The sequence below is a fragment of the Amycolatopsis sp. NBC_01480 genome (genome assembly GCF_036227205.1).
Lineage (GTDB): Bacteria > Actinomycetota > Actinomycetes > Mycobacteriales > Pseudonocardiaceae > Amycolatopsis.
Window position 1 is genome coordinate 1,408,034 of the sequence record NZ_CP109442.1, and the last position, 23,661, is coordinate 1,431,694.

Genomic DNA, 23,661 nt, shown 5'->3' on the forward strand with positions numbered 1-23,661 from the left:
AACCCTCAATACGCCTCGGGCCAGACGTCCCGGTAGGCCACGACGCCGCCGGCCGCGGTGGCCGCCAGCAGTCCGTGCACCATCGCCCGCGCGAACACCCGGGCGGCGGCCGAGCACAACACGTCGAGGGCGGCCGCGCGCTGGCCGTCGGCGAACGTGCCCGTGGCCACGGGCAGCTCGCGAGCGCCGGTGGCGAGCGCGAAAACCGTGTCGCCGTCGAACATCGTGTGCGCGGGGCGGACGGCGCGGGCCAGCCCGTCCTGCGCGGCCACCGCCAGCCGTCGCGACTCGGCCTTGGACAGCGCGGCGTCGCAGGCCACTACGCCGATCGTGGTGTTCAGGTCGGTCCCGGCCGGGGGCACCGAGCCGGGCCGGTCCGGCCAGCGGACGCCGAACTCGCCGTCCACCTCGTGGTCGGCCGCGAACGGGCGGCCGGTGGCGAAGTCCACGGCCTGGCCGGCGGCGTTCACCGCGGCCAGCGCGCCCACGGTGAACCCGTCGACGACCTCGCTCGCGGTCCCGATCCCGCCCTTCAGCGAGCCGACGACAGCACCCGCCCCGGCCCCGACGGTCCCCTGCGTGATCGCGCCCGAAGCGGCGGCTTCACAAGCGGCGTAACCGAAAGACGCGTCCGGCCGGTTGCCCCACTCGCTGCGCGGCAGGTCGAACAGCACCGCCGCGGGCACGATCGGCACCACCTCGTGCGGCGCCGCGCCGACCGGGAAGCCCAGGTTCCGCTCGCCGAGCCAGCGCATCACCCCGTCGGCCGCCGCGAGCCCGTACGCGCTGCCGCCGGACAGGCAGACCGCGTTGACGCGCTGCACCAGGTTCTCCGGCTCCAGCAGGTTCGTCTCGCGGGTGCCGGGGGCGCCGCCGCGCTGGTCGACCGCGCCGGTCGCGCCGCCCGGCACCAGCACCACCGTGGTGCCGGACGCCCAGCCGTCGCCGACCCGCTGGTGGTGGCCCACCAGCACGCCGGGCACATCCGTCAGCCCGCTCACGCGGTCAGCGCCTGGATCAGCGTTTCCTGCACCCAGGTCAGCCAGTGGTAAACGCCGAGGTGCGGGGCGCGCGGATCGTCGTCGGGCAGCTCGTCCGGCATGTCCTCGGTGACGTCGAGGGCGGTGCCGAGCGCCAGGCGCACGTCGTTGAGCGCGCCCAGCCAGGCGTCGGCCTGCTCGAAGCTCAGCCGCACGTTGCCGCCGTCGCGGGGCAGCGTGTCCAGCACGATCTTCGCGACGCCGACCTTCGTCTCCAGCAGCTCCGGCTCGTGCAGCGACCGCATCGCGGCGGCGGAGTCGAGGTCCTCGCGCGTCGGGTTGTCCGGGTCGAGCTTGTGGAAGTCGGGCAGCAACCGCGAGAGCACCGGGTCGTCCGGCGATTCCGACGGGCCGGTGCGGATGCCGGTGAGCTCGGCCAGCTCGTCCTGCGGCGCCTCCTCGGCGCGCGCGGTGAGCATGTCCTCGAGCTGGCTGACCAGGCCCCGCAGCACGGCGGCCTCCTGCTGCTCGAAACCCGCCAGAATCGACTCGCCCTTGCGGCGCCAAGGCTTCATGAAGGCTGTTCCATGGTCGCCCACAGGCCCGCCGCGTGCAGCTTCGCCACGTCGACCTCCACCTTCTCCTTCGAGCCCGACGACACGATGGCCTTGCCCTTGTGGTGCACGTCGAGCATCAGCTTCGTGGCGTGGTCCCGGCTGTAGCCGAAGAGCTTCTGGAACACGTACGTCACGTACGACATCAAGTTGACCGGGTCGTTCCACACGACGGTGCGCCACGGCTTGTCCTCCTCGGCGACTTCGACCCCGAGTGGATCAACCTGCGTCTGTTCGGATGCGACAGGCGTGGACATGCACTCCATGGTGTCACGGGGGTCACCGGGTACGCCGCGCCAGGTCCGGCCATGTGGGTGAATAGGCTGACCCCATGGGTTCACCCGAGCCGGTCACCAGCGCCAGCACGGCGCTGCTCACCGACCACTACGAGCTGACCATGCTGAGCAGTGCGCTCGCCGACGGAACCGCCGAACGCCCTTGTGTGTTCGAGGTCTTCGCGCGCCGCCTGCCCGACGGCCGCCGCTACGGCGTCGTGGCCGGGACCGCGCGGGTGCTCGACGCGATCGCGGACTTCCGGTTCACCGACGCCGAGCTGACGCAGCTGGAGCAGACCGCCGTCGTCGACGACGCGACGATCGCCTGGCTCGCCGACTACGAGTTCTCCGGGGACATCGACGGCTACCCCGAGGGCGAGCTGTACTTCCCCGGCTCGCCGCTGCTGACCGTCACCGGCGGCTTCGGCGAGGCGGTGCTGCTGGAGACGCTGGTGCTCTCGATCCTCAACCACGACAGCGCGATCGCGTCCGCCGCGGCGCGGATGTCCGGCGCCGCGCACGGCCGGCCGATCATCGAGATGGGCGGCCGTCGCACGCACGAGTACGCCGCCGTCGCCGCCGCGCGCGCCTCGTACCTGGCCGGTTTCGCCACGACGTCGAACCTCGAGGCCGGCCGCCGCTACGGGATCCCCACGCGCGGCACCGTCGCGCACGCCTTCATGCTGCTGCACGACAACGAGGAGCAGGCGTTCCGCGCGCAGGTCGACAAGATGGGCGCGGACACCACGCTGCTGGTGGACACCTACGACATCACCGCGGGCATCGAAGCGGCCGTGCGCGTGGCCGGGCCGGAGCTGGGCGCGATCCGGATCGACTCCGGCGACGTCGGCCCGCTCGCCCGCAAGGCCCGGGACCAGCTCGATTCCCTCGGCGCCAAGGACACCCGCATCGTGGTTTCCGGCGACCTCGACGAGCACGCTATCGCGGCGCTGCGCGCGGAGCCGGTGGACGCGTACGGCGTGGGCACCTCCGTGGTCACCGGCTCGGGCGCGCCGACCGCCGGCATGGTCTACAAGCTGGTCGAGGTCGACGGCCGGCCGGTCGCCAAGCGCAGCGCGCACAAGGAGTCCCGCGGCGGCCGGAAGTCCGCGCTCCGCCGCCACCGCGTCACCGGGACCGCGATGGAGGAGGTCGTCTGGACGGCCGCTTCCGGGCGTCCCGAGCCCGAGGAGCACGACCGCGAACTCCAGATCCCCCTGGTCCGCGGCGGCCGCGCGGTGGATGATTTGCCCACGCTGGACGACGCGCGGGCCCGGCTGCGGCGCGCGCAGGTCAGCCTGCCGTGGGAGGGCCTCAAGCTTTCGCACGGCGAGCCCGCGATACCGACGACGTTTCTGTAGAGGGAGCCGACCATGGGAACCGCGCTGATCGTGGTGGACGTGCAGAACGACTTCTGCGAAGGGGGTTCGCTCGGCCTGCCGGGCGGGGCCGCCGCCGCGGAGGCGATTTCCGCGCGGGCCGCCGAGGGCGGCTACAGCCACGTGGTCGCGACCCGCGACCACCACATCGACCCCGGCGACCACTTCAGCGACACGCCGGACTTCAACACCAGCTGGCCGGTCCACTGCGTCGCGGGCACGCCGGGCGCGTCGTTCCACCCGGCGCTCGACGTGGTGCCGATCGAGGCGGTCTTCTCGAAGGGCGAGTACACCGCCGCGTACTCCGGCTTCGAAGGCAAGTCACGCGAAGGCAAGACGCTCGAGGAATGGCTTCGTGCCAACGAAGTCACCGACGTGGACGTGGTCGGCATCGCCACCGACTTCTGCGTACGCGCGACAGCGCTCGACGCGGCGAAGGCGGGCTTCGGCGTGCGCGTGCTGCTGGACCTGACCGTCGGCGGCTCGCAGCCCACCGTGGACGCGACGCTGAAGGACTTCGAGGAAGCCGGCGTCGCGTACTCCGGCAAGGCCGCGGTGCCGCCCGCTGCCTGACCTCGGACTCGTGAGTGTCTATGCCGGTTCTAACCGTCATAGACACTCACGAGGAGGTCAGCTCTGCGGCGGGGCCGGCGCGCCGCCCTTGCCGAACGGGTTGCAGGCCGCGGTGCCGAGGTAGATGTCGCCGCTGGCCGGGCCGCCCTGCGGGAACAGCTGGATGTGCACAGCGTGCGTAACCAGGCTGCCGTCGGCCGGCTGCGGGGTCACGGTCTCGTTGAGCGTGACCGTGGCCAGCGCCGTGCCGGCCGCGCCGCCGGGGATGGCGACCCGGTAGTTCGCCGGGATCGACGAAGGCACGGTGATGCCCTCGACCGTGCCGATCGAGACGTCGCCGGTGCTGCCGTTCTGCGTGGTGCTGCAGCCCACCGAGTAGGTGCGGACCTTCAGCACCGGGCCGCCGTAGCGCTTCAGCACGTCCGACTCGAAGCGCTGGCCGCCGGCCTGCACCGTGGTCACGGCGTCCTTGCGGCCGCAGGTCGTGCCGCCGAGGCCGAACACGGCGACGTCGCCTGTCTTGCCGCCGTCGCTGCGGGCGGTGACCGGCCCGTCGGCGTCGCAGCGGGCAAGGTCGCCGGTGGTCACGTGCTCGCCGTCGGCCAGCACGTCGACGCTGCCCGAGGCGCCCCACCCGGTGGAGGTGACCTGGTCCGCCCGCGCCACGCCGGGCAGGACCGCCAGCGCCAGCGCCGTCACCATCAGGACCCGTCCGTGCTTTCCCGGCATGCCCGCACTCCTCTCCGTCGTGCTTCGACATCGGCAGCGCGGCACCCCGCCCAAACGTCGCAACCCCTACACCACCCGGACGAGTGGCGTGGTGAGGAACGCAACTTGTGGGGTTCCGGCGAACTAACGAGCGTTAACCTCCTCGGACGTCCGTTCTCGTTCTGGGAGGTCCCGTGTCGTCGTTGTCCCTCACCGGCCGCCGCCAGGTGCTCGCCGACCTCGTCCCCGGCACCCTCGCGCGCGACCTGGCCCTGGTCGCCGGCGGTGCCCTGCTCACCGGCGCCGCCGCGCAGCTGGTCATCCCGGTCCCGGGCAGCCCGGTGCCGATGACCGGCCAGACGTTCGCCGCGCTGCTCGTGGGCGCGTCGCTCGGCATGCGCCGCGGCGCCGCCTCGATGCTGCTGTACCTGCTCGTGGGCGCGGCCGGCGTGCCGTGGTTCCAGGGCGCCACCTCGGGGCTGTCCGGCGCCTCGGCCGGTTACATCGTCGGCTTCGTCTTCGCCGGTGCCCTCGTGGGCGCGCTCGCCCGCCGCGGCGGTGACCGCACCCCGCTGCGCATGGTGGGGACCATGGTGGCCGGCAACGTGGTGATCTACGCGTTCGGCGTGCCGTGGCTGATGGCCGCCACCGGCTTCGACCTGGCGACCGCGTTCGACAAGGGCGTGACGCCGTTCCTGATCGGCGACGCGCTGAAGACGCTCGTCGCGGCGGGTGTGCTGCCGCTGGCGTGGGCCGCCGTTTCGCACCTCGGTAAAGAACACAGCCGCAAGGAAGACTGAGCCACCAGGAAGATCCCTGCGGTTCCGGCGCGAACGGCCCGTTCGCGCCGGAACGCGCGGTCCTGTCGGACCCGGCGGCTATCGTGTCTCGCTGTGCCCGTCCGAACAGATTTCCCCGGCGTCCTCGAGCTCTTGACCCACGCGGTCGAGTCGGTGGGCGGTACCGAGCGCCCCGGCCAGGTCGAGATGGCCGACGCCGTCGGCCGCGCCATCCGCACCGGTGAGCACCTCGCCGTCCAGGCCGGCACGGGCACCGGCAAGTCGCTGGCCTACCTGGTGCCCGCGATCCGCCACGCGGTCGAGAAAGAGGCCACGGTCGTGGTCTCCACGGCCACCATCGCGCTGCAGCGCCAGCTGGTCGACCGCGATCTGCCGCGCCTGGCGAAGGCGCTGAAGAAGCCGCTCGGCCGCGAGCCGACCTTCGCGATCCTCAAGGGCCGCCGCAACTATCTCTGCCTCCACCGGCTCGACACGGGCGCGCCCGACGAGCCGGAGGACGCGCAGCTGTTCGACCCGTTCGCGGTGTCACGGCTGGGCAAGGAGGTCACGCGGCTGCGGGAATGGTCCTCCGACACCGAAACCGGCGACCGCGACGAGCTGGTGCCCGGCGTCAGCGACCAGGCCTGGCGGCAGGTTTCGGTCACGGCCAGGGAATGTCTGGGCGCTTCGCGCTGCCCGATCGGCACGGACTGCTTCGCCGAGCGCGCGCGGGCGGAGGCCGGGCGCGCCGACGTGGTGGTGACCAACCACGCGTTGCTGGCCATCGACGCATTGCAGGGCTACCAGGTGCTGCCCGACCACGACCTGGTGATCATCGACGAGGCGCACGACCTGGTCGACCGCGTCACCTCCGTCGCCACCGGCGAGCTGAGCAGCGCCATGGTGTCCGCCGCCGCACGCCGCAGCGGGCGGGTGATCGACGCGGACGTGGCCGACCGCCTGCTGGAGTCGGGCGACGGGCTCGCGCTGATCCTCGACGACCTGCCCGCGGGCCGGATGGACACGCTGCCGCAGGCGTTGAAGGGCGCCGTCCCCGCGGTCCGCGACGCGGCCAAGGCCTGTCTCACCGCGCTGGGGTCCGACCGCAAGGAAGACGTCGAGGGAGCGACCGCGCGCAAGCTCGCGCGCACGCTGCTGGAAGAGGTGCACGACACCGCCGTCCGCCTGCTGGAGGCGTACGAAGAGGACCAAGCGCACCAACGAGACGTGGTCTGGCTGACCGGCGACAAGTACTCCTCGAACCCGCGCCCGCCCGCGTTGAAGGTCGCGCCGCTGGGCGTCGCCGGGCTGCTGCGCGAGCGCGTGTTCAACCTCAGCACCACGGTGCTGACCTCGGCCACGCTGACCCTCGGCGGCACGTTCGACACGATGGCGCGTCAGTGGGGCCTGCCCCCGGCGCAGGCGAGGGTGGAGAAGGCGCCGGGCACCGCCACGGACAAGGAGGCGCCGTCCGACGAGGACAAGGGGCCCAAGTGGACGGGCCTCGACGTCGGCTCGCCGTTCGACCACAAGCGCAACGGGATCCTGTACTTGGCCAAGCACCTGCCGCCGCCGGGCCGCGACGGGCTGGCGGAGTCCACAATGGACGAGCTGGCCGGGCTGGTCGAGGCCGCGGGCGGGCGCACGCTCGGGCTGTTCTCCTCGATGCGCGCGGCGAAGCAGGCCGCCGAAGCCATGCGGGAGCGGCTGGACCACCCGATCCTCTGCCAGGGCGACGACGCCACCTCGCTGCTGGTGCGCAAGTTCGCGGACGACCCGCGCACCTGCCTGTTCGGCACGCTGACCCTGTGGCAGGGCGTGGATGTGCCGGGCCCGTCGCTGCAACTCGTGGTGGTGGACCGGATTCCGTTCCCGCGCCCGGACGACCCGGTGTCCTCGGCGCGCCAGCGGGCCGTGGAAGCCAGGGGTGGCAACGGGTTCCTCACGGTCGCGGCCACCCACGCGGCGCTGCTGCTGGCCCAGGGCACCGGCCGGCTGCACCGGTCGATCACCGACCGCGGCGTGGTGGCCGTGCTCGACTCGCGGCTGGCCACCGCGCGGTACGGCGGATTCCTGCGCGCTTCGCTGCCGCCGTTCTGGCCCACCACGGATTCGCAGGTCGCGCGGGATGCGTTGAAGCGGCTGGACGCTGCCGCGCCCGCGTGACGGCGCGCACAACCCCAGCGGGTACGGTAAAGAGAACGAACACGACAGGGAGCACCGGTTGACCCAGGATTCGTCCAGCGCACGATCCCGGACCGTCAGTGTCGACGACACCGGGGTGCGGCGCGTTCTCGCCGATGGCAGCGAAGAAGCCGTGACGTGGTCGGACCTCTCGTCCGTGATGGTCAGGGTGATCCCGGACGGCCCCTGGAACGAGGACGTCTTCTTCATGCTCGTCGGCCACGACGGCAAGGGCACCGCGGTGCCGAGCGGCGACCCGGCGGCCGACGCGCTGATCGAGCGGCTCCAGTCGCTGCCCGGCTTCGACAACGACAAGTTCATCGAAGCCATGACGACGGACGCCGACCAGGCCTACGTCGTCTGGCAGAGCTGACCTGATCCGTCTGAGCTGACCCGTTTGAGCCCGGCCCACCGCCCGGTCCGCAGCAACACCAGCGGGCCGGGCGCATTCACGTGCGCCGGGTTCAGGCGGTCGGGAACGTCTCCGTTACCGGGACGCCCTTCTTGAGCGTCCGGCTCACCGTGCACAGGCGCTCGATCGCGCGGTCCACGGCGGCGGCCAGCGCCTCGCGCTGAGCCGGCTCGAGGCCGGACACGTCGACGTCGAAGGCCAGGTGCACCGCGTCCAGCTCGGAGGCGCCCTCCCGCCGGTCGGCGGTGACGCCGACGCGGAACTTGGAATCCTCGCCCACGCGCCGGGTGATCAGCTCCTCGGCGGTGACGGCGGCGCAGCCGGCCGCCGCGATCTGCAGCAGCTCGGCCGGGGAGAACGCGCCCTCGGCGCCCTTGCGGCCCAGCCGCACCTGCGCGCCGCGCTCATTGCGCCCGACGAAACTGTGCTCACCTTCGCGCTGCACTTCCAGGGTCACGTCAAGCTCCTCTTGCTCAAGGGAAAACGCCTCACCTGCATGAACCTCGGCCCGGACGGCGATGTTCCGTGTCCCGCCCCACGGGCCGGCTCAGGCGGGCTGCTGCGCCAGCACCGTGATCGTGCCCGGGTCGACCTCGGTGAACCCCGCGTCCCGCACCGCGACCACGCGGTTCTCACGCCAGCCGGCCGCCGGGTCGTCCACCGGGCACAGCTCTTTCCATCGGGCGGGTGTGGGCGTGCGGACGGCCACGCGGTAGTCCCGCACCGCCCACGCGGCCAGCTCGGCCTCGTCGAGCAGCGAGGCCAGGATCATCGTGGCGTGGCCGACCTGGGCGGAGGCCTTGCCGACGGTCATCGTCACTTCCGGGTTGAGCAGCAGCAGCGGCACTCCCGCAGGCGCGGGCCCCGGGGTGTCCGGCGGCAGCTCGCTGCCCGAGATCTGCAGCCGTGACACCTCTTTCGGCGTCTCTACGACCAGCCCGGGCACCAGCGCGCGGGCCTCGGCGCCGTCGACCTCGACGGTGATACCCGGCAATCCCTGCACGGCCTGCCAGTGCGCACCGCGCGCCCGGCGCGCGACCTTGCGGATGCGGTTGTCCAGCCACGCCTGCATCGGCTCGGCCCATTCGCCGCCCGGCTCGGCGCGCTCGTCCAGGCACACCGCCAGCGCGGCCGCGGCCGCCGCCTCGAGCAGCGGGGTCCGGCCGGGCGGCTCGGCCCGCTCGATGCGCAGGATAACCGGCATCGCCCGGACCTGGTCCGGTTCCTCGTCCGAGGTGTCGGAGGTGGCTTCGGCGGGCAGCCCCAGCCAGTAGGCGTAGCGGCTGCCCAGCGGCTCCAGGACGCGGTTCACGGCCGGACCAGTTCCAGCCCGTCGGCCGCGTCGGCGGCCTCGACCTCCGCCCGCGTGACGCCGAGGACGAACAGCACGGCGTCCAGGTACGGGTGCGAAAGCGCGGTGTCGGCGACCTCGCGCAGCGCCGGCTTGGCGTTGAACGCCACGCCCATCCCGGCCGCGGACAGCATGTCGATGTCGTTCGCCCCGTCGCCGACCGCGACGCACTGGCCCAGCGGAATGCCGTACTCGCCGGCGAACCGGCGCAGCGCCGTCGCCTTGCCCGCGCGGTCGACCACGTCGCCGACCACCCGGCCGGTGAGCTTGCCGTCGACGATCTCCAGCTCGTTCGCCGCCGCGAAGTCCAGCCCGAGGTCGGCCACCAGGTGGTCGATGACCTGGGTGAACCCGCCCGAGACGACGCCGCAGCGGAAGCCCATGCGCTTGAGCGTGCGGACCGTGGTGCGCGCGCCCGGCATCAGCTCCAGCGAGGCCGCGACCTCGTCGAGCACCGTCGCGGGCAGCCCGGCCAGCAGCGAGACGCGCCGCTCCAGCGATTCGGCGAAGTTCAGCTCGCCGCGCATCGCGGCCTCGGTGATCTGGCGGATCTCCGGCTCGGCCCCGGCGTACGCGCCGAGCATCTCGATCACCTCGCCCTGCACCAGCGTCGAGTCGACGTCGAAGACCACCAGCCGCTTGGCCCGGCGCGCGATGCCCGCGCGCTCCACGGCGACGTCCACGGCCACCTGGGACGCCGCGTCCGCCACCACCGAGCGCAGTTCGGCGTCGGCCGCCGGGGTGTCCTCCCGGACCGAGACGTACAGCTCCAGCCCGGTCACCGGGTAGTCCGCGACACTGCGGATCGAGTCGATGTTCGCGCCCATGCCCGCGAGCCGCCGCGCGACCTCGGAGAACGCCCGCGCCGTCACCGGGCGGCCCATCATCACCAGAACGTGTGACGAATCGCGGCGGCCGAGCGCGAACGGGTCCGCGCCGATCGCGTCGCCGATCCGCACGTCCACCTCCATGCCGACGCTGGCCATCGCCTGCTCCACGGACTCCTGCAGGCCCTCCGGGTCGCGGTACACCCCGGCCAGCACCCCGAGCACGAGCTGGCCGCGGATCACCACCTGCTCGACGTCGAGCACGTCGACGTCGTGCCGGGTGAGCACGGCGAACAGCACGGACGAGACGCCGGGCTTGTCAGGGCCGGTCGTGGTGATCAGGACGGGCGTCTGGGTCACTGGGCTCTATCCCTCGTTCGGCGCGGGCTGCGGGCAACGATCAGTCTGGACTGCCGGACCGGGACACAAAAAGGGCGCGTGCCCGGCTTCACACCAGCCGGGCACGCGCCTTTTCGAAATCAACGGGTCTTAGTGCTCGCCCGAGTTGTCCTTGTCGTGGTCACCCGGCATGGTCGCGTCGACCAGCTTCTGCGACGGCGCGCCGTGGCCGTTGCGCGGCTTGCCGAAGAAGCCGATCTCACCCTCGGCGTGCAGCCGCTCCACCATGTGCGGGTAGTGCAGCTCGAACGCGGGCCGCTCGGACCGGATCCGGGGCAGCTCGGTGAAGTTGTGCCGCGGCGGCGGGCAGGACGTGGCCCACTCGAGCGAGTTGCCGTAGCCCCACGGGTCGTCGACCGTGACGATCTCGCCGTAGCGGTAGCTCTTGAACACGTTCCAGATGAACGGCAGCGTCGAGGCGCCGAGGATGTACGCGCCGATCGTGGAGATCGTGTTCAGCGTGGTGAACCCGTCGCTGGCCAGGTAGTCGGCGTACCGGCGGGGCATGCCCTCCGCGCCCAGCCAGTGCTGGACCAGGAAGGTGCCGTGGAAGCCGATGAACGTGGTCCAGAAGTGCCACTTGCCGAGCTTCTCGTCCATCATCCGGCCGGTGATCTTCGGGAACCAGAAGTAGATCCCGGCGAAGGTCGCGAACACGATCGTGCCGTAGAGGACGTAGTGGAAGTGCGCCACCACGAAGTAGCTGTCCGACACGTGGAAGTCGATCGCCGGCGCGGCCAGCAGGATGCCGGTCAGGCCACCGAAGAGGAACGTGACGATGAAGCCCATCGAGAAGATCATCGGCGTCTCGAAGGACAGCTGGCCCTTCCACATCGTGCCGATCCAGTTGAAGAACTTCACGCCGGTCGGGACCGCGATCAGGAACGTCATGAAGGAGAAGAACGGCAGCAGGACCGCGCCGGTGGCGTACATGTGGTGCGCCCACACCGCCACGGACAGGGCCGCGATCGCCAGCGTCGCGAAGACCAGGCCCTTGTAACCGAAGATCGGCTTCCGGCTGAACACCGGGAAGATCTCGGAGACGATCCCGAAGAATGGTAGAGCGACGATATATACCTCTGGATGGCCGAAGAACCAGAACAGGTGTTGCCAGAGGATGACCCCGCCGTTGGCTGGATCGAAGACGTGCGCGCCGAGGTGCCGGTCCGCCAGCAGGCCCATCAGGGCCGCGGTCAGGATCGGGAACGCCAGCAGGATCAGGATGCTGGTGACCAGGATGTTCCAGGTGAAGATCGGCATCCGGAACATCGTCATGCCCGGGGCGCGCAGGCAGATCACCGTGGTGATCATGTTGACGCCACCGAGGATGGTGCCCAGGCCCGAGACGACCAGACCGGAGATCCACAGGTCCGCGCCGACGCCCGGCGAGTGGATCGCGTCCGACAGCGGGGTGTAGGCGAACCAGCCGAAGTCGGCGGCGCCACCCGGGGTCAGGAAGCCGGACAGGACGATCAGGCCGCCGAAGAGGTACAGCCAGTAAGAGAACGCGTTCAGCCGCGGGAACGCCACGTCCGGCGAGCCGATCTGCAGCGGCAGGATGAAGTTCGCGAAACCGAACAGGATCGGCGTCGCGTACAGCAGCAGCATGATCGTGCCGTGCATGGTGAACAACTGGTTGTACTGCTCAGACGACAGGAACTGCTGGCCCGGGCGGGCCAGCTCCGTGCGGATGAGCATCGCCATCGCGCCGCCCGCCATGAAGAAGGCGAACGACGTGACCAGGTACATGATGCCGATCTGCTTGTGGTCCGTCGTGCGGAACAACCGCAGCAGGTACGAACCCTTAACCGACTCGCGCGCGGGATACGGGCGCGTTGCGATCGGCTTGGGGGCTACGGCCGTCACTCCTGCCTCCAACACTGAAACCTTGTGGTGGTCAACATCCGGGACACCGAAGGGTCAGGCGGGCCTGATCCGGCGGCTAGGTGGGATCGTAGCCCTCGCTACCGACAGTCGCGCGCACCGGCTGGTTAGATCACCGCATGACCGACCCCTACACCGCTTCGGCGGTGCTCGCGGCCACCGCGGTGGCCCGGAGGCTGGGGTTGCCGGCGGACTCGCCCGAGGTGCTCCACGAGCGGTCGAACGTGCTGGTGAGAATAGGTCACGTAGTCGCGAGAGTGCCTGGCACGACGCTGCTCCTGCGCCCCGACGCGACGGCCTGGCTGGCGCGGGACGTGGCCCTGTCGGCCTTTCTCACCGAGCGTGATGTGCGCGTCGTCTCACCCACCACGGATCCCCCGGCCGGCCCGCATTTCGCCGAGGGCCTGCCGGTCACGCTCTGGCACTGGACGCCGCACGATCCGGACCATCGGCACAGCCCGGGCGAGGTCGCGGATTCACTCGCCCGGGTCCATTCAGTACTGCGCGACTTTCCCGGCGAACTGCCCATTCGCGGGCCGTTCGACGAAGTGGAGACGATGCTCCGGCTCCACGGCGACGCCATGGACGGGGCCGCGGACCGGATCCGCGAGGAGGCCGCCCGGATCGAGGCGGAAGTGCCGCTGGCCCCCGTCCAGGCGCTGCACGGGGACGCGCACCCGGGCAACCTCATCGCGACCGCGGACGGGCCGTGCTGGCTCGACTTCGAAGACACCTGGCGCGGCCCGCTCGCGTGGGACCTGGCGATCCTGGCGAAGCAGGGCGGACCGGACCTGCTCGCCGCGTATCCGGCCGAAGTGGACGAAGCCGCCATCGCGTCGTATCTGCGGCTGCGTTCGCTTTTCGCCGTGGGCTGGCGGTTTCTGATCGCGAAGCGGTTCCCGCACCGGCTCGGCGACGCCCGCGCGGCGCTGGCCGAATACTTCAGCTGATCGGGTACCAGACGAGGATCGCCTCCACGACGCCCGCGGGGTCCTCCAGCGGAGTCAGGTGACCGACGCCGGGAAGCACGACGAGGGTGGCGTCCGGCAGCGCGCCGACCATCGTGTTCGCCGCTTCGAGCGGGGTGATGGCGTCCTGCTCGCCGACGATCACCAGCGCCGGAACGTTGGTGTCACGCAGTAATTCGACGGAATCCGGCCGGGCGCGCAGGGCGCGCGCGGCCCAGGCGACCCCAGCGGGCGGCTGCTCGTCGATCAGCCCGCGCACGCGCTCGACGACGTCCGGCGCGGCGGTCGAAGCCAGCAGGTTGGGCAGATTGGCCTCGGCGAGCCACCCGGCGACGCCGTCGGTCTCGGCCCGCTCCGCCACATCCAGCCGGGCCCGCGCGGCTTCGGGCGTGTCGGCCGTCGCCTTGGTGTCGATGAGCACGAGGCCGCCGACGCGTTCAGGGGCCAGCCGCAGCACGGCCATCGCGAGGTAGCCGCCCATCGAACAGCCGCCGAGCACCACGCGATCCAGTTCGAGGCGGTCGAGCAACGCGACGACGTCCCGGGCGGCGTCGTCGAGGTTAGGCTCGCGGCCGCTCTCGGGCAGCGGGCTGCGGCCCAGCCCGCGCTGGTCGGGCGTGACGAGCCGGACGCGCTCGGCGAGCGGCGCGCGCACCGGGTCCCACATCCGGGCGTCGAGGGGGAAGGCGTGCAAAAGCAGCAGGGGCAGTTCGGTCATGCCCGCCATTTTGTCGGACCCCGGGGCTACCTTCGGGGATGTGCTGACGGAGATCAAGACCGAACGGCTGCTGCTCCGCCCCTTCACCGAGGCGGACCGGCAGGAGATGGTGGCCATTGAGACCGACCCGAGAACCAACCGCTTCCGCGTGAACCCGCCGGACGAGCCGGCCGCGCAGCGCATGTTCGACGCCTGGCTCGCGCACTGGCGAGAACACGGCTACGGCTACCTGGCCGTGCGCGACCACCACGGTCCCGCCCTGCTCGGCATGTCGGGCGTCCGCCTCCGCGACTTCCAGGGCGAGAAGGTGCTGAACCTGGGCTACCGCTTCCACCCGTCGGCGTGGGGCCAGGGCTACGCGGTGGAAGCGGCGAGCGCCTCGGTGGACTGGGCGGAGCGCGAACTGGCCCAGGCCCCGGTGCTGATCTCGGTGAACGTCATCAACAAACCGTCGCTGCGCGTCGTCGAACGGCTGGGATTCACGAACTACGAGGAGGTGACTTACGAGGATGGTGCGGTGGTGCGCAACTTCCGGCGGTGACGGGGTCTGGTTGCCGGGTGAGTGGGTGGTTCGGCGCCGGTCGTGACCTGCCTGGCTCCTGGTGGCAGCGCCGGGATCGCGGTGGTGTGGGCGCTGTCGTCACCAGCGGCGGGTTGGTCGACGCGGGCCTCACCAACGGCGGCGGGGCGTGGCGGGTCCCAGCCGACTGGGGTTGGCTGGCGGGATCCCCATCCACGGCAGGCTGACTGGCAGATCCCCCACCAACGGCGGGCGGGTCAACGGTTCTCGCCAACGCCCGGTTGACTGCCTGGGCTCTACCGGCAGCGAGTCGGCTGGCGGCCGTCGCCAACGGTGCGGCGACAGGCGGGTCCTCATCAGCGGTGCGGCGACAGGCAGGGACGTCACCAGCGGCGGGTGGGCCGGCGGCGGCCGCGCGCGTCCCAGCAGGCGCGATGCCAGTGTCGCCGGTCGGCGACAGAGCCGGTTTCGTCGGCGGGCCAGACCACCACGTGCGGGGTGCCGGGGCGGATCTCGTGGTCGCAGCCTGGGCAGCGGTAGGTCTTGGTGGCGTGGGCGCCGGGCACGGTGCGGACCAGCCAGTCCCCGTCCTGACCCGACTCGGAATGCGCCCAGCCACTGGTGCCGCCGACGTCGGGACGGTCGGCGCGATCGGGACGGTCACGCCCGGGGCGGTTACGTCGGGGCACACCGAAAACGGTAACCGTCGGCTGGGCACGCCCGCGCAGGAGTCTCGCCACACCCGCGGAAATCAGCCTGCCATCAGGCACCCGCCGGACCTGCGCCTGCCAACCAGACACCCTCGAACACGCACCCGCTAAGGGAGCCGCCGGGCATGGACCCACCAATCGGCACCCGCGGACACGCACCCGCCACCGGACGCCCACCGGATATGCGCCTGCCAACCGGGCACCCTCGAACACGCCCGCCAAGGGAGCCGCCGGACACGCACCCACCAATCGGCACCCGCGGGCACACAACCACCAACAGACGCCCACCGGACCTGCGCCCGCCAACCAGGCACCGTCGAACACGCGTCCGCCAAGGGACCCGCCGAGCACGCACCCACCAATCGGCACCCACGGGCACCCACCACCAACAGACGCCCACCGGACCTGCGCCCGCCAACAAACACCCGGCGGATCCGCGCCTGCCAACAGACACCCGCGGACACCCGCCCGCTAACAAGCACCCGCCAGGTATGCGCCCGGCAACAGGTACTCCGGGCACGTGCACCACCATCGGCTTTGGGCGAGGGTCGGCGGCCCTCGCTTTCCCTCGCGGCGCCGCCGAAGTCAGACTCGGGTTCCTGCGCAGCGCCCGCGGACGTCAGACTCGGGCTCCTTCGCAGCGCCTCCGAAGTCAGGATCGGGCGAGGGTTGACGTTCCCCCTCTCCGCAGCACGCCCGCGCCCAGCACCCTCCGCGCCACAACCCTCGGTGAGCGTTGTCCCGCAGGCCTGCGGCCAGCCCCTGTACAAGGACCAGCCGCCCGCCCTCCGGAAACGCCCAGCGGTCAGCCTTGTGCGAGCGCCAACGGGACCAGTTGCTCGGCCTCGGTCAGGGAGCCGTGCTGGCCGATGAGGGAGGACTCGACGGCCTCGGCGAGTTCGCGGACCAGGCCGAAAGTCCCGGTCGCCGCTGCGACGACGTCGCCGATGCGCGGGCGGATGCGGTCGCTCACCGGGTGGCCGAACCAGCCGCGTTCGATGGCCTCGTCGCGGGGCAGGACCCAGGCACGGTCGCCGAGGACGGTGCGCCACGCGGCCAGCACGTCGGCCGCCGCGCCGGGTTCGGTGTAGACGTGGCGGGCCCGCACTTCGCCGCCGAACGCGCGGACGCCGGCGAGCAGGTCGGGCGTGTCGTCGAGGTCCAGCTTTTCGTCGACGGTCACCATTCCGTGATCCGCCACCACCGCCAGCAGCGCACCGGGCGGTAGTCCGTCCACAATGGACTCCACGAGCCGGTCGACGTGCCGAAGCTGCATGCGCCACGCCGTCGAGCCGGGTCCGTACAGATGCCCCAGCAGGTCGAGTTCGCTGTGGTAGGCGTAGCAGAACGAGCGTGACGACAACACGTCCAGCGTCCGCGCGGCCAGGTCGCCCAGGGCGTGCACGCCGGCGTAACGCGCGCCGCTCTGCGTCGCCCGGGTCAGGGCCGTGTCCGCGAACTGCGCCGACGACACCACCACCGCGTCGATCCCGGCGGCCGCGGCGCGTTCGAACGTCGTCGGCAACGGCTGCACCTCCCGCGGCGGCAGGGCGCCGCGCAGGTCGCTGCCGTCGGTGTGGGAACGCCAGCGCAACGCGTTCAGCACGCCGGTCCCGGGCATCTCGAAGGTGTAGCCGACCATGCCGTGCTCCCCGGACGCCAGCCCGGTCCCGATCGCCGCGACCCCCGCCGCGGTCGTCGACGGAAAGCCGACCCGCAGCGGCCGCTTCGCGAGTTCCGCGAGCACCGGCGCGTCGGCGGCGTGTTCGGCGAGCAGCTGCCAGCCGAGCCCGTCGATGAGCAGCACGCACGCACTGCTCGCCTCGGGCAGGGCGAGGCTGCTCACCTCCCCCGGCACGCCGAGCGAGCCGAGCAACGCCGGGACAACCTGGCCAAGGTGCGGGAGATCCGCAAGCTGGGGAACATCCACCACCACAGCTTCCCACCGGACAGCGCCACCCGGACATCACCCCGGCCACACAGGCCGACTGGCCGTTTCCTGTCCGGCCCCGTGGCCCTTGGCTGCTCCGGCAATGCTTGCCACCAACCACTTCACCGTCACGGCGACCGGCAGAAGCAGCAGACAGCCAAGCGGCAAGCCCGGCGCGACAGCCACCCGGGCCACCTACCGCCCGGACAGCTCGGCCCATGTCGCAGGGCAGACAGCGTGGCCCGCCCGCACAACAGCCGACCCCGCCGCTGCCAAGGCGACCCGGCCAAGGCAGCAGGCAGCCGATGAGGCCTGCCCGACTCAGGAGTCCACCGGTCGCCCTCCAGAAGGGCGGTGCTTCCCCTGCGGCACCCCGGCGGCGATAATCCCGCCATGCCCACCTACGCCTACCGCTGCCGCGACTGCACCGGGACGTTCGAGTTGCAACGGCCGATGAGCGAGTCCGCCGCGCCGGCGCCCTGCCCTGAGGGGCACACGGACACGGTGAAGCTGCTGACCACGGTCGCGCTCACGGGGTCGGCCGCGGCTCCCGCTTCCTCGGGTGGCGGCTGCTGCGGTGGCGGTTGCTGCAGCTGACGAACAAACGCTTGCGGTCAAGCGCCCGAGTCGGTGCGCGGCCGTACGGGGTCGCCACCGCAACCACCGGGACCGCACGTCGACACCGGGTCGCCAGCACGACCACCGGCGCCCGCACTTCGCTACCGAGCCGCCACCGTGGCAACCAGCAACTGCACCGTGACGTCCGGCCGCCACAACTCGACGCCCGGGCACCACAGGCAATCGCACCGTGGCACCCGGCAATGACCTCAACCGCCGGTAACCGCACCAGCCCTCTGGCAGCCGTAAATCGGCACCCGGTCACCGCCGGCAACCGCACCGTGAGCCCCGACAGCCGCACTTCGATACCCGGCCATCGCTCCGACCACCGGCAACCGCCTCGCGGTGGGCGGCAGGCACGCCTCGACGCCCGGATGCCACCCCAGTCACCGGCAAGCCACGTGTCGGCAGCGGCCGCCACGCCTCGGGTCGCCAGCGCAACGAGCGCGGGGCGGCGAGTGGGTGCGGCCCGGGTGTCAGCAGGCTTTCAGGGCCTGGTCCAGGTCATGCCACAGGTCTTCGACGTCTTCCAGGCCGGCGGAGAGGCGGATCAGGCTGGCGGTGATGCCGGCTTCCTCGCGGTCGGCGGCGGGCACTACTCGGTGGGTCAGGGAGGCGGGGTGCTGGATCAGCGTGTCGACGCTGCCGAGGCTTACCGCGGGCGTGATCAGGCGGACGGCGCCGATCAGGGCGTGCGGGTCGCCCGTTAGCTCGAAGGCCACCAGGGGGCCGCCGAGTTTCGGGTAGTGCACGGTGCGGACCGCGGGGTGCGAGGCGAGGCGCTCGGCCAGGGTGGCGGCCGTGGCGGAGGCCGCGGTGACGCGCAGGGGCAGCGTCGCGAGGCCGCGCAGGAGCAGGTAGCCCGCGAGAGGGTGAAGGACACCGCCCGTTGCGAAGCGGATTTGGCGTAGGCGCGCGGCTTCTTCGGCGTCGCAGGCTACGACGCCGCCCATGACGTCTCCGTGGCCGCCGAGGAACTTCGTTGCGCTGTGCAGGACGATTCGGGCGCCGAGACGGCCGGGGCGTTGGAGGACGGGCGTCGCGAAGGTGTTGTCGACCAGGAGGGGAACTTCGCCGCACGCCGAGGCGAGGGCAGCGATGTCCAGCTCGGTCAGGGTCGGGTTCGCGGGCGTCTCGACGAACACCAGCCCCGTGTCCGGCCGGATCTCCCCCGCCACGTCCTCGGGCGCGACCCAGGTGACCTCCGTGCCGAGCAGGCCCGAGGTGAGCAGGTGGTCGGTCGAGCCGTACATCGGCCGGACCCCGACGACGTGACGTTTCCCTTGCGCCACAGCGGAAAGCAGGCACGCGGAGATCGCCGCCATACCGCTGGCGAACGCGACGCCGTGCTCGAAGCCCTCCAGCTCGGCCAGCGCCTGCTCGAACCGCTCGACCGTCGGGTTGCCGATGCGCCCGTAGATGCCGGTGACGTTGCCGCCCGAGGTGAACTCGTCGATCCGGCGCGCCTCCTCCGCGCTGTCCCGCGAGGGGTACGTCGTGGAGAAATCGAGCGGGGCGACGTGCAGGCCCAGGTCGGTCAGGTCGTCCCGCCCGGCGTGGACGGCTCGGGTGCGCAGCACAGAAGTCATTTGCAAAGGCTCGGTCAAAGCACGGCGGCAAAGCAATGATCTCGGATATCATTCGCGGATGACTGGATCCGTCGAACTGAGTCCGGTTGATCTCGACATCCTGCGCCTCCTGCAGAACGACGCCCGGATCTCCAACAAGGACCTCGCCGCCGAGGTCGGGCTCGCGCCGTCCACCTGCCTCGACCGCGTGGCCCGGCTGCGCGAGTCGGGCGTGATCACCGGCCAGCACGCGTCCGTGGACGCGGCGAAGCTGGGCCGTCCGCTGGAGGCCTTCCTGTTCGTGCAGGTCCGCCCGCACCGGCGGCCGCTGGTGGACCCGTTCGTCAAGCACCTGCTGGCGCTGCCGGAGGTCCGCGCGGTCTACCACCTCACCGGGCCGGACGACTTCCTCGCGCACGTGGCCACCAGCTCCGCCGCCGAGCTGCAACGCCTGGTGCTGGACGAGCTGACCGCCCGCGACGAGGTCGCGCGCGTGCACACCAACCTCGTCTTCCAGCACTGGAGCGGCGGTCCGCTGCTGCCCCCGGCGTGAGCATCAGTCGATCCGCACCTTGAACGGGTGCCGCACGTCGGCCGGGCACAGGAAAACGTTGAGTACCCCCGAATCGCTGACGAAGAGCCCGGTCTCGGCATCCTCCCCGAGGCCGCCGAGACCGAGGTCGCAGCCGCACGGCCGCTCGTCCTCCTGCGACGCGAACGCCAACGTCTGACGCAGCCGCTCCCCGCACTCCCCGCAGTCGAGCTGCCACGGGTCCGCGGAATACCAGGACGTCCAGCCGCCGATCTTGGAGAACTGGCCCAGCTCCGGCCAGTCCACCGCCGCGTGGTCGGCCGGAAAGCCCATCGAGGCACGGTCTTGCGCCGGAATGTCCGCGGTGTAAGGAAGTTCCGGGAACCGGCACGGCCGGAGCGCCCGGGCTTCGAGGATCAGTTCAGGCTCGGCCTCCTCCGGTTCCGGCGGCGGTTCGGCGACCACCGTGACGTCGGCCGCGGTCCGCCAGACCAGCCGCACCGCCGGCCCGTAGTGGTGCTCGCTGTTGTGCAGGGTCGGGCAGAAAAGCACCTGCAGCACGTCCGCCCCGTCCGGAAACGGCAATTCCGGGAAGTCCGGCCGGAAGAACTGCGCGGCGCCCACCATCGACGGCACCGGCTCGTCGGCCGGATGCCCGCCGGCCCACTGGTCGTCGGACGCCCCGGGCCGCGGCGGCCAGGTCACCGGGCACGTCGGCCACGGTTCGCCCGCGGGCCACAGCAGCGGCCCGCCGACATGGCTTTCGCGCACCCCGGGCGAACCCTCGGCGGGATGCAGGCGCACGGCGGTACGCAGGTAGTCGGCGAGGCCCGGGATCGGGGCCCCGCCCAGCGTTGGCAAGTCCATGGCCGCAGCCTAACCAGCACCACCGACAACTTTGGAGCACAGCGCGAGCACCAAGCGCGACGAATTCTCTCGATCCGGTCGCGAAAAAGGGCCCGGGCGCCATTGCCGGTAACGGATTCCCGAGTCGTCCCGACCTCCCGGCCACAATGGATTGCCGAGAACGGTACGGAGGCTGGAGCGATGACAAGCACTACGGAGCCGACTTCGGGGAACACGCCGGATTATTGGAGCCCGCCAACGGAACCACTGCGCCTGCCGACCCCGGCAGAACGCGCGGACACGCTCTGGCTGCTGCTCGCGGCCCTCGCCGGAGCCGCCGTGATCGGCGCGATCTGGCTGGGTATCGCGCTGGCCGTCGGCTAAGGCCCGAAACCGGTTCGTGAATTGCCGAAATCGGTGGCGGGACACCAGCGGAAAACGGTAACGTCCGGCCGGTGAAGATCATTCTGCTGGGCGCGTCCGGGCTCGTCGGCCGGGCCGTCGCCGCCGCCCTCGCGCCGCGTCACGAGCTGGTTCCGGTCTCGCGCAAGAGCGACACCAAAGCCGACCTCACCGACCCCGCGTCGCTCGGCGCGCTGTTCGAAAACACCACCGCCGACGCCGTGGTCTGCTGCGCCGCGAACGTCCCCCTCAGGCCACTGGCCGACCTCACCGAGGACCAGGTCCTCGAAGACCTCCACGGCAAGCTCCTCGGGCAGGTCGCCCTCGCGCGCCGGGCCGCCGCGCACCTCGCCGACGGCGGCTCGATCACCCTCACCGCGGGCACGTTCACCGAGCCGATCCCCGGCAGCAGCCTGGGCGCGCTGGCCAACGCGGGCCTCGCCGGGTTCGTCCGCTCAGCGGCCACCGACCTGCCGCGCGGGCTCCGGATCAACGCCGTCAGCCCCGGCTGGATCAGCGAAACCCTCGAGGCCATGGGCGAAGACGGCAGCAGCGGCACGCCCGTGGCCAGGGTCGCGGCCGCCTACGCCGGACTCGTCGAAGGCACCGCGCAGGGCACCACCGTCATTCCTCAGTAGTCCTTGAAACCCTTGCCCGTCTTACGCCCGAGCCGCCCCGCCGTCACCAGATGCTCCAGCAGCGGCGCAGGCGAAAACCCCTCTTCGCGGAACTCGTTGAACAGCGTCCGCTCGATCGCCAGCGAGACGTCCAGCCCCACCACGTCGAGCAGCTCGAACGGTCCCATCGGCAGGCCGCAGCCGACCTTCATCGCGGTGTCGATGTCGTCGGCCGACGCGTAGTGCGCTTCCAGCATCTTCACCGCGTCGTTGAGGTAGGGGAACAGCAGCGCGTTGACGATGAAGCCCGCCCGGTCGCCGCAGTGCACCGGATGCTTGCCCACGGCCGCGCACACGGCGGCGGCGGTCGCGACCACGTCCGGCGCGGTCGCGATCGTGGACACGACCTCCACCAGCTTCATCACCGGCGCGGGGTTGAAGAAGTGCAGCCCCAGCACGTCCCCGGGGCGCGAGGTCGCGGCCGCGCACTCGATCACCGGCAGCGAGGACGTCGTCGTGGCGAGGACCGCCCCGGGCCGCACCACTTCGTCCAGGGCCGCGAAAACCGCCTGTTTCACGGCCAGTTCCTCGGCCACCGCCTCCACCACGAGGTCCACGTCCGCCAGCGCCTCGAAGTCGGTGACCGGCACGATCCGGCCCAGCGCGACGGCAGCGTCCTCTTCGGACAGACGCCCTTTCACCACGGATTTGTCCAGTGACTTCTTTACTTTCGCCACGGACGCCTCGGCCTTCTCCAGGCTCCGCGCCCGCAGCACGACGTCGAATCCGCGCTTGGCGAACACCTCCGCGATGCCCGTGGCCATCGTCCCGGTGCCGATCACGCCCACCTTCCGCACTTCGCGCGGCGCCACGGATTCCACTGTGGATGAAGGGGTGAAGCCGTCGGCCACGACGGTGGGCGAGTCCGGCGCGTCGTAGGTGTAGAAGCCCCGGCCGGTCTTGCGGCCCAGCAGGCCGGCGGTGATCATCTGCTTCAGCAGCGGTGCCGGCGCGTGCAGCCGGTTGCGCGACTGGTGGTACATCGTGTCGAGGATTTCGTACGCCGTGTCCAGGCCGATCAGGTCCAGCAGCGCCAGCGGCCCCATCGGGTAGCCGCAGCCGAAGCGCATCGCGGCGTCCAGGTCCTCCCGCGTCGCATACCGCTGCTCGTACATCCGCACGGCGTGGTTGAGGTAGCCGAACAGCAGCGCGTTCGCGATGAACCCGGCGCGGTCGCCCATCACCACGGGCACCTTGCCGAGCCGTTCGGCGAACGCGACGACGTCGGTCACCACCTCCGGCTCGGTGACGACCGTGCGCACCACCTCGACCAGCTTCAGCACCGGCGCCGGGTTGAAGAAGTGCATGCCGACGACCTTGCCCGGGCGCGCCGTGTGCACGCTGATCTCGGTGATGGACAAGGACGAGGTGTTCGACACGAAGACCACGTCCGGCCGCGTCACCTTGTCGAGCTGGGAGAAGACCTCCGCCTTCGCCGCCAGGCTCTCCGGGATCGCCTCGATCACCAGGTCCACTTCGGACAGGTCGGACAGCGAGGTCGAGCAGCTGACCCGCGCCAGCAGCGCTTCGCGATCCGCCTCGTCGAGCTTGCCGCCGGCCAGCGCGCGTTCGGTGGAATGCCGCAGATGCCCCTGGCCGCGGGCGACGCCGGCTTCGTCCAGCTCCACGGCGACGACGTCGATCCCGCTGCGCGCCAGCACCTCCGCGATGCCGGCGCCCATCGTGCCCAGGCCGACGACGCCGACCTTCGAGATGTCCCGTGCCATCGGGTCCTCCGGAGGTTACTCGCGGGTAGTGTGGGCCTACTGTGGCACGGCAGCCTCGCGAAAGCACTTCGGAATCGAGT

Annotated in this window: 25 protein-coding genes; 11 read left to right on the forward strand and 14 right to left on the reverse strand. The window is 71.4% G+C overall.

Going from position 1 to position 23,661, the window contains the following annotated elements; genetic code table 11:
- Nucleotides 1–5: 5 nt before the first annotated feature.
- From OG371_RS06520 to clpS, 3 genes are read right to left on the reverse strand one after another with little or no spacing between them, the layout of a single operon-like run.
- On the reverse strand, nt 6–1,001 hold the full coding sequence (locus tag OG371_RS06520) for a P1 family peptidase (protein ID WP_329066571.1): 996 nt from the start codon (nt 999–1,001) through the stop codon (nt 6–8).
- On the reverse strand, nt 998–1,555 hold the full coding sequence (locus OG371_RS06525) for a DUF2017 domain-containing protein (protein ID WP_329066573.1): 558 nt from the start codon (nt 1,553–1,555) through the stop codon (nt 998–1,000). Before OG371_RS06525 ends, OG371_RS06520 begins: the two co-directional genes overlap by 4 nt.
- Nucleotides 1,552–1,851 (reverse strand): ATP-dependent Clp protease adapter ClpS, encoded by a 300-nt coding sequence (gene clpS, locus OG371_RS06530; RefSeq protein WP_091611360.1) that lies wholly within the window; start codon nt 1,849–1,851, stop codon nt 1,552–1,554. Before clpS ends, OG371_RS06525 begins: the two co-directional genes overlap by 4 nt.
- Before the next feature lie 74 nt (nt 1,852–1,925).
- Between clpS and OG371_RS06535 the strand changes: the two genes are divergently transcribed.
- Both OG371_RS06535 and OG371_RS06540 read left to right on the forward strand, forming a co-directional pair.
- Nucleotides 1,926–3,230 carry a nicotinate phosphoribosyltransferase gene (locus tag OG371_RS06535; RefSeq protein WP_329066575.1) on the forward strand — a complete coding sequence of 435 codons (1,305 nt, stop codon included), beginning with the start codon at nt 1,926–1,928 and terminating at the stop codon, nt 3,228–3,230.
- Between the two features lie 12 nt (nt 3,231–3,242).
- Entirely contained in the window at nt 3,243–3,821 is a 579-nt protein-coding gene (locus OG371_RS06540) for an isochorismatase family protein (protein ID WP_329066576.1), read from the forward strand.
- A gap of 57 nt (nt 3,822–3,878) precedes the next feature.
- Here the strand turns inward: OG371_RS06540 and OG371_RS06545 are convergent, their stop codons facing one another.
- On the reverse strand, nt 3,879–4,550 hold the full coding sequence (locus tag OG371_RS06545; protein WP_329066578.1) for a hypothetical protein: 672 nt from the start codon (nt 4,548–4,550) through the stop codon (nt 3,879–3,881).
- A 173-nt stretch (nt 4,551–4,723) separates the two neighbouring features.
- Between OG371_RS06545 and OG371_RS06550 the strand changes: the two genes are divergently transcribed.
- The 3 genes from OG371_RS06550 to OG371_RS06560 all read left to right on the forward strand — a co-directional run bounded on the left by OG371_RS06550 (nt 4,724) and on the right by OG371_RS06560 (nt 7,865).
- A complete protein-coding gene (locus OG371_RS06550) occupies nt 4,724–5,329 on the forward strand; it encodes a biotin transporter BioY (RefSeq protein WP_329066580.1) in 606 nt (201 codons plus the stop codon).
- Between the two features lie 93 nt (nt 5,330–5,422).
- The gene (locus OG371_RS06555) at nt 5,423–7,474 is read left to right on the forward strand and encodes an ATP-dependent DNA helicase (RefSeq protein WP_329066582.1); all 2,052 of its coding nucleotides are present in this window, start codon (nt 5,423–5,425) and stop codon (nt 7,472–7,474) included.
- A 58-nt stretch (nt 7,475–7,532) separates the two neighbouring features.
- Nucleotides 7,533–7,865, forward strand: a complete 333-nt coding sequence (locus OG371_RS06560; RefSeq protein ID WP_091611378.1) for a hypothetical protein — start codon at nt 7,533–7,535, stop codon at nt 7,863–7,865.
- Nucleotides 7,866–7,956: 91 nt separating this feature from the next.
- On the opposite strand, the gene OG371_RS06565 is transcribed toward OG371_RS06560, so the two are convergent.
- The 4 genes from OG371_RS06565 to ctaD form a co-directional block, all read right to left on the reverse strand.
- Nucleotides 7,957–8,361 (reverse strand): OsmC family protein, encoded by a 405-nt coding sequence (locus OG371_RS06565; protein ID WP_329066584.1) that lies wholly within the window; start codon nt 8,359–8,361, stop codon nt 7,957–7,959.
- 90 nt (nt 8,362–8,451) lie between these two features.
- Nucleotides 8,452–9,216, reverse strand: a complete 765-nt coding sequence (locus tag OG371_RS06570; protein WP_329066586.1) for a peptidyl-tRNA hydrolase — start codon at nt 9,214–9,216, stop codon at nt 8,452–8,454.
- Entirely contained in the window at nt 9,213–10,442 is a 1,230-nt protein-coding gene (gene serB, locus OG371_RS06575; protein ID WP_329066588.1) for a phosphoserine phosphatase SerB, read from the reverse strand. The genes OG371_RS06570 and serB overlap by 4 nt, the downstream gene beginning before the upstream one ends.
- Before the next feature lie 129 nt (nt 10,443–10,571).
- Complete coding sequence (gene ctaD / locus OG371_RS06580) at nt 10,572–12,347, reverse strand: aa3-type cytochrome oxidase subunit I (protein WP_329066590.1); 1,776 nt, start codon at nt 12,345–12,347, stop codon at nt 10,572–10,574.
- A gap of 137 nt (nt 12,348–12,484) precedes the next feature.
- On the opposite strand from ctaD, the gene OG371_RS06585 reads away from it, so the two are divergent.
- Complete coding sequence (locus tag OG371_RS06585) at nt 12,485–13,315, forward strand: phosphotransferase enzyme family protein (protein ID WP_329066592.1); 831 nt, start codon at nt 12,485–12,487, stop codon at nt 13,313–13,315.
- On the opposite strand, the gene OG371_RS06590 is transcribed toward OG371_RS06585, so the two are convergent.
- Entirely contained in the window at nt 13,308–14,051 is a 744-nt protein-coding gene (locus tag OG371_RS06590; protein WP_329066594.1) for an alpha/beta fold hydrolase, read from the reverse strand. The two genes, OG371_RS06585 and OG371_RS06590, sit on opposite strands and share 8 nt — an antisense overlap.
- On the opposite strand from OG371_RS06590, the gene OG371_RS06595 reads away from it, so the two are divergent.
- On the forward strand, nt 14,050–14,592 hold the full coding sequence (locus tag OG371_RS06595) for a GNAT family N-acetyltransferase (RefSeq protein ID WP_329066596.1): 543 nt from the start codon (nt 14,050–14,052) through the stop codon (nt 14,590–14,592). The two genes, OG371_RS06590 and OG371_RS06595, sit on opposite strands and share 2 nt — an antisense overlap.
- 362 nt (nt 14,593–14,954) lie before the next feature.
- On the opposite strand, the gene OG371_RS06600 is transcribed toward OG371_RS06595, so the two are convergent.
- Both OG371_RS06600 and OG371_RS06605 read right to left on the reverse strand, forming a co-directional pair.
- The gene (locus OG371_RS06600) at nt 14,955–15,260 is read right to left on the reverse strand and encodes a hypothetical protein (RefSeq protein WP_329066599.1); all 306 of its coding nucleotides are present in this window, start codon (nt 15,258–15,260) and stop codon (nt 14,955–14,957) included.
- Between the two features lie 826 nt (nt 15,261–16,086).
- Complete coding sequence (locus OG371_RS06605) at nt 16,087–17,211, reverse strand: alkaline phosphatase family protein (RefSeq protein ID WP_329066601.1); 1,125 nt, start codon at nt 17,209–17,211, stop codon at nt 16,087–16,089.
- Nucleotides 17,212–17,604: 393 nt separating this feature from the next.
- On the opposite strand from OG371_RS06605, the gene OG371_RS06610 reads away from it, so the two are divergent.
- Complete coding sequence (locus tag OG371_RS06610; RefSeq protein WP_329066603.1) at nt 17,605–17,808, forward strand: FmdB family zinc ribbon protein; 204 nt, start codon at nt 17,605–17,607, stop codon at nt 17,806–17,808.
- Between the two features lie 497 nt (nt 17,809–18,305).
- Here the strand turns inward: OG371_RS06610 and OG371_RS06615 are convergent, their stop codons facing one another.
- Nucleotides 18,306–19,418, reverse strand: coding sequence for a trans-sulfuration enzyme family protein (locus OG371_RS06615; RefSeq protein ID WP_329066605.1), 1,113 nt, complete (start codon nt 19,416–19,418; stop codon nt 18,306–18,308).
- 58 nt (nt 19,419–19,476) lie between these two features.
- Here OG371_RS06615 and OG371_RS06620 point away from each other — a divergent pair, with 58 nt between their 5' ends.
- Nucleotides 19,477–19,950: an Lrp/AsnC family transcriptional regulator gene (locus OG371_RS06620; protein ID WP_329066608.1), complete on the forward strand. Its 474-nt coding sequence runs from the start codon at nt 19,477–19,479 to the stop codon at nt 19,948–19,950.
- 3 nt (nt 19,951–19,953) lie between these two features.
- Here OG371_RS06620 and OG371_RS06625 read toward each other — a convergent pair whose 3' ends face one another.
- Nucleotides 19,954–20,796 carry a hypothetical protein gene (locus tag OG371_RS06625; RefSeq protein WP_329066609.1) on the reverse strand — a complete coding sequence of 281 codons (843 nt, stop codon included), beginning with the start codon at nt 20,794–20,796 and terminating at the stop codon, nt 19,954–19,956.
- A gap of 180 nt (nt 20,797–20,976) precedes the next feature.
- On the opposite strand from OG371_RS06625, the gene OG371_RS06630 reads away from it, so the two are divergent.
- Nucleotides 20,977–21,159, forward strand: coding sequence for a hypothetical protein (locus OG371_RS06630; RefSeq protein WP_329066611.1), 183 nt, complete (start codon nt 20,977–20,979; stop codon nt 21,157–21,159).
- Nucleotides 21,160–21,230: 71 nt separating this feature from the next.
- Nucleotides 21,231–21,815, forward strand: a complete 585-nt coding sequence (locus OG371_RS06635) for a short chain dehydrogenase (RefSeq protein WP_329066613.1) — start codon at nt 21,231–21,233, stop codon at nt 21,813–21,815.
- On the opposite strand, the gene OG371_RS06640 is transcribed toward OG371_RS06635, so the two are convergent.
- On the reverse strand, nt 21,809–23,581 hold the full coding sequence (locus OG371_RS06640) for a 3-hydroxyacyl-CoA dehydrogenase family protein (RefSeq protein ID WP_329066615.1): 1,773 nt from the start codon (nt 23,579–23,581) through the stop codon (nt 21,809–21,811). The two genes, OG371_RS06635 and OG371_RS06640, sit on opposite strands and share 7 nt — an antisense overlap.
- Nucleotides 23,582–23,661: the final 80 nt, after the last annotated feature.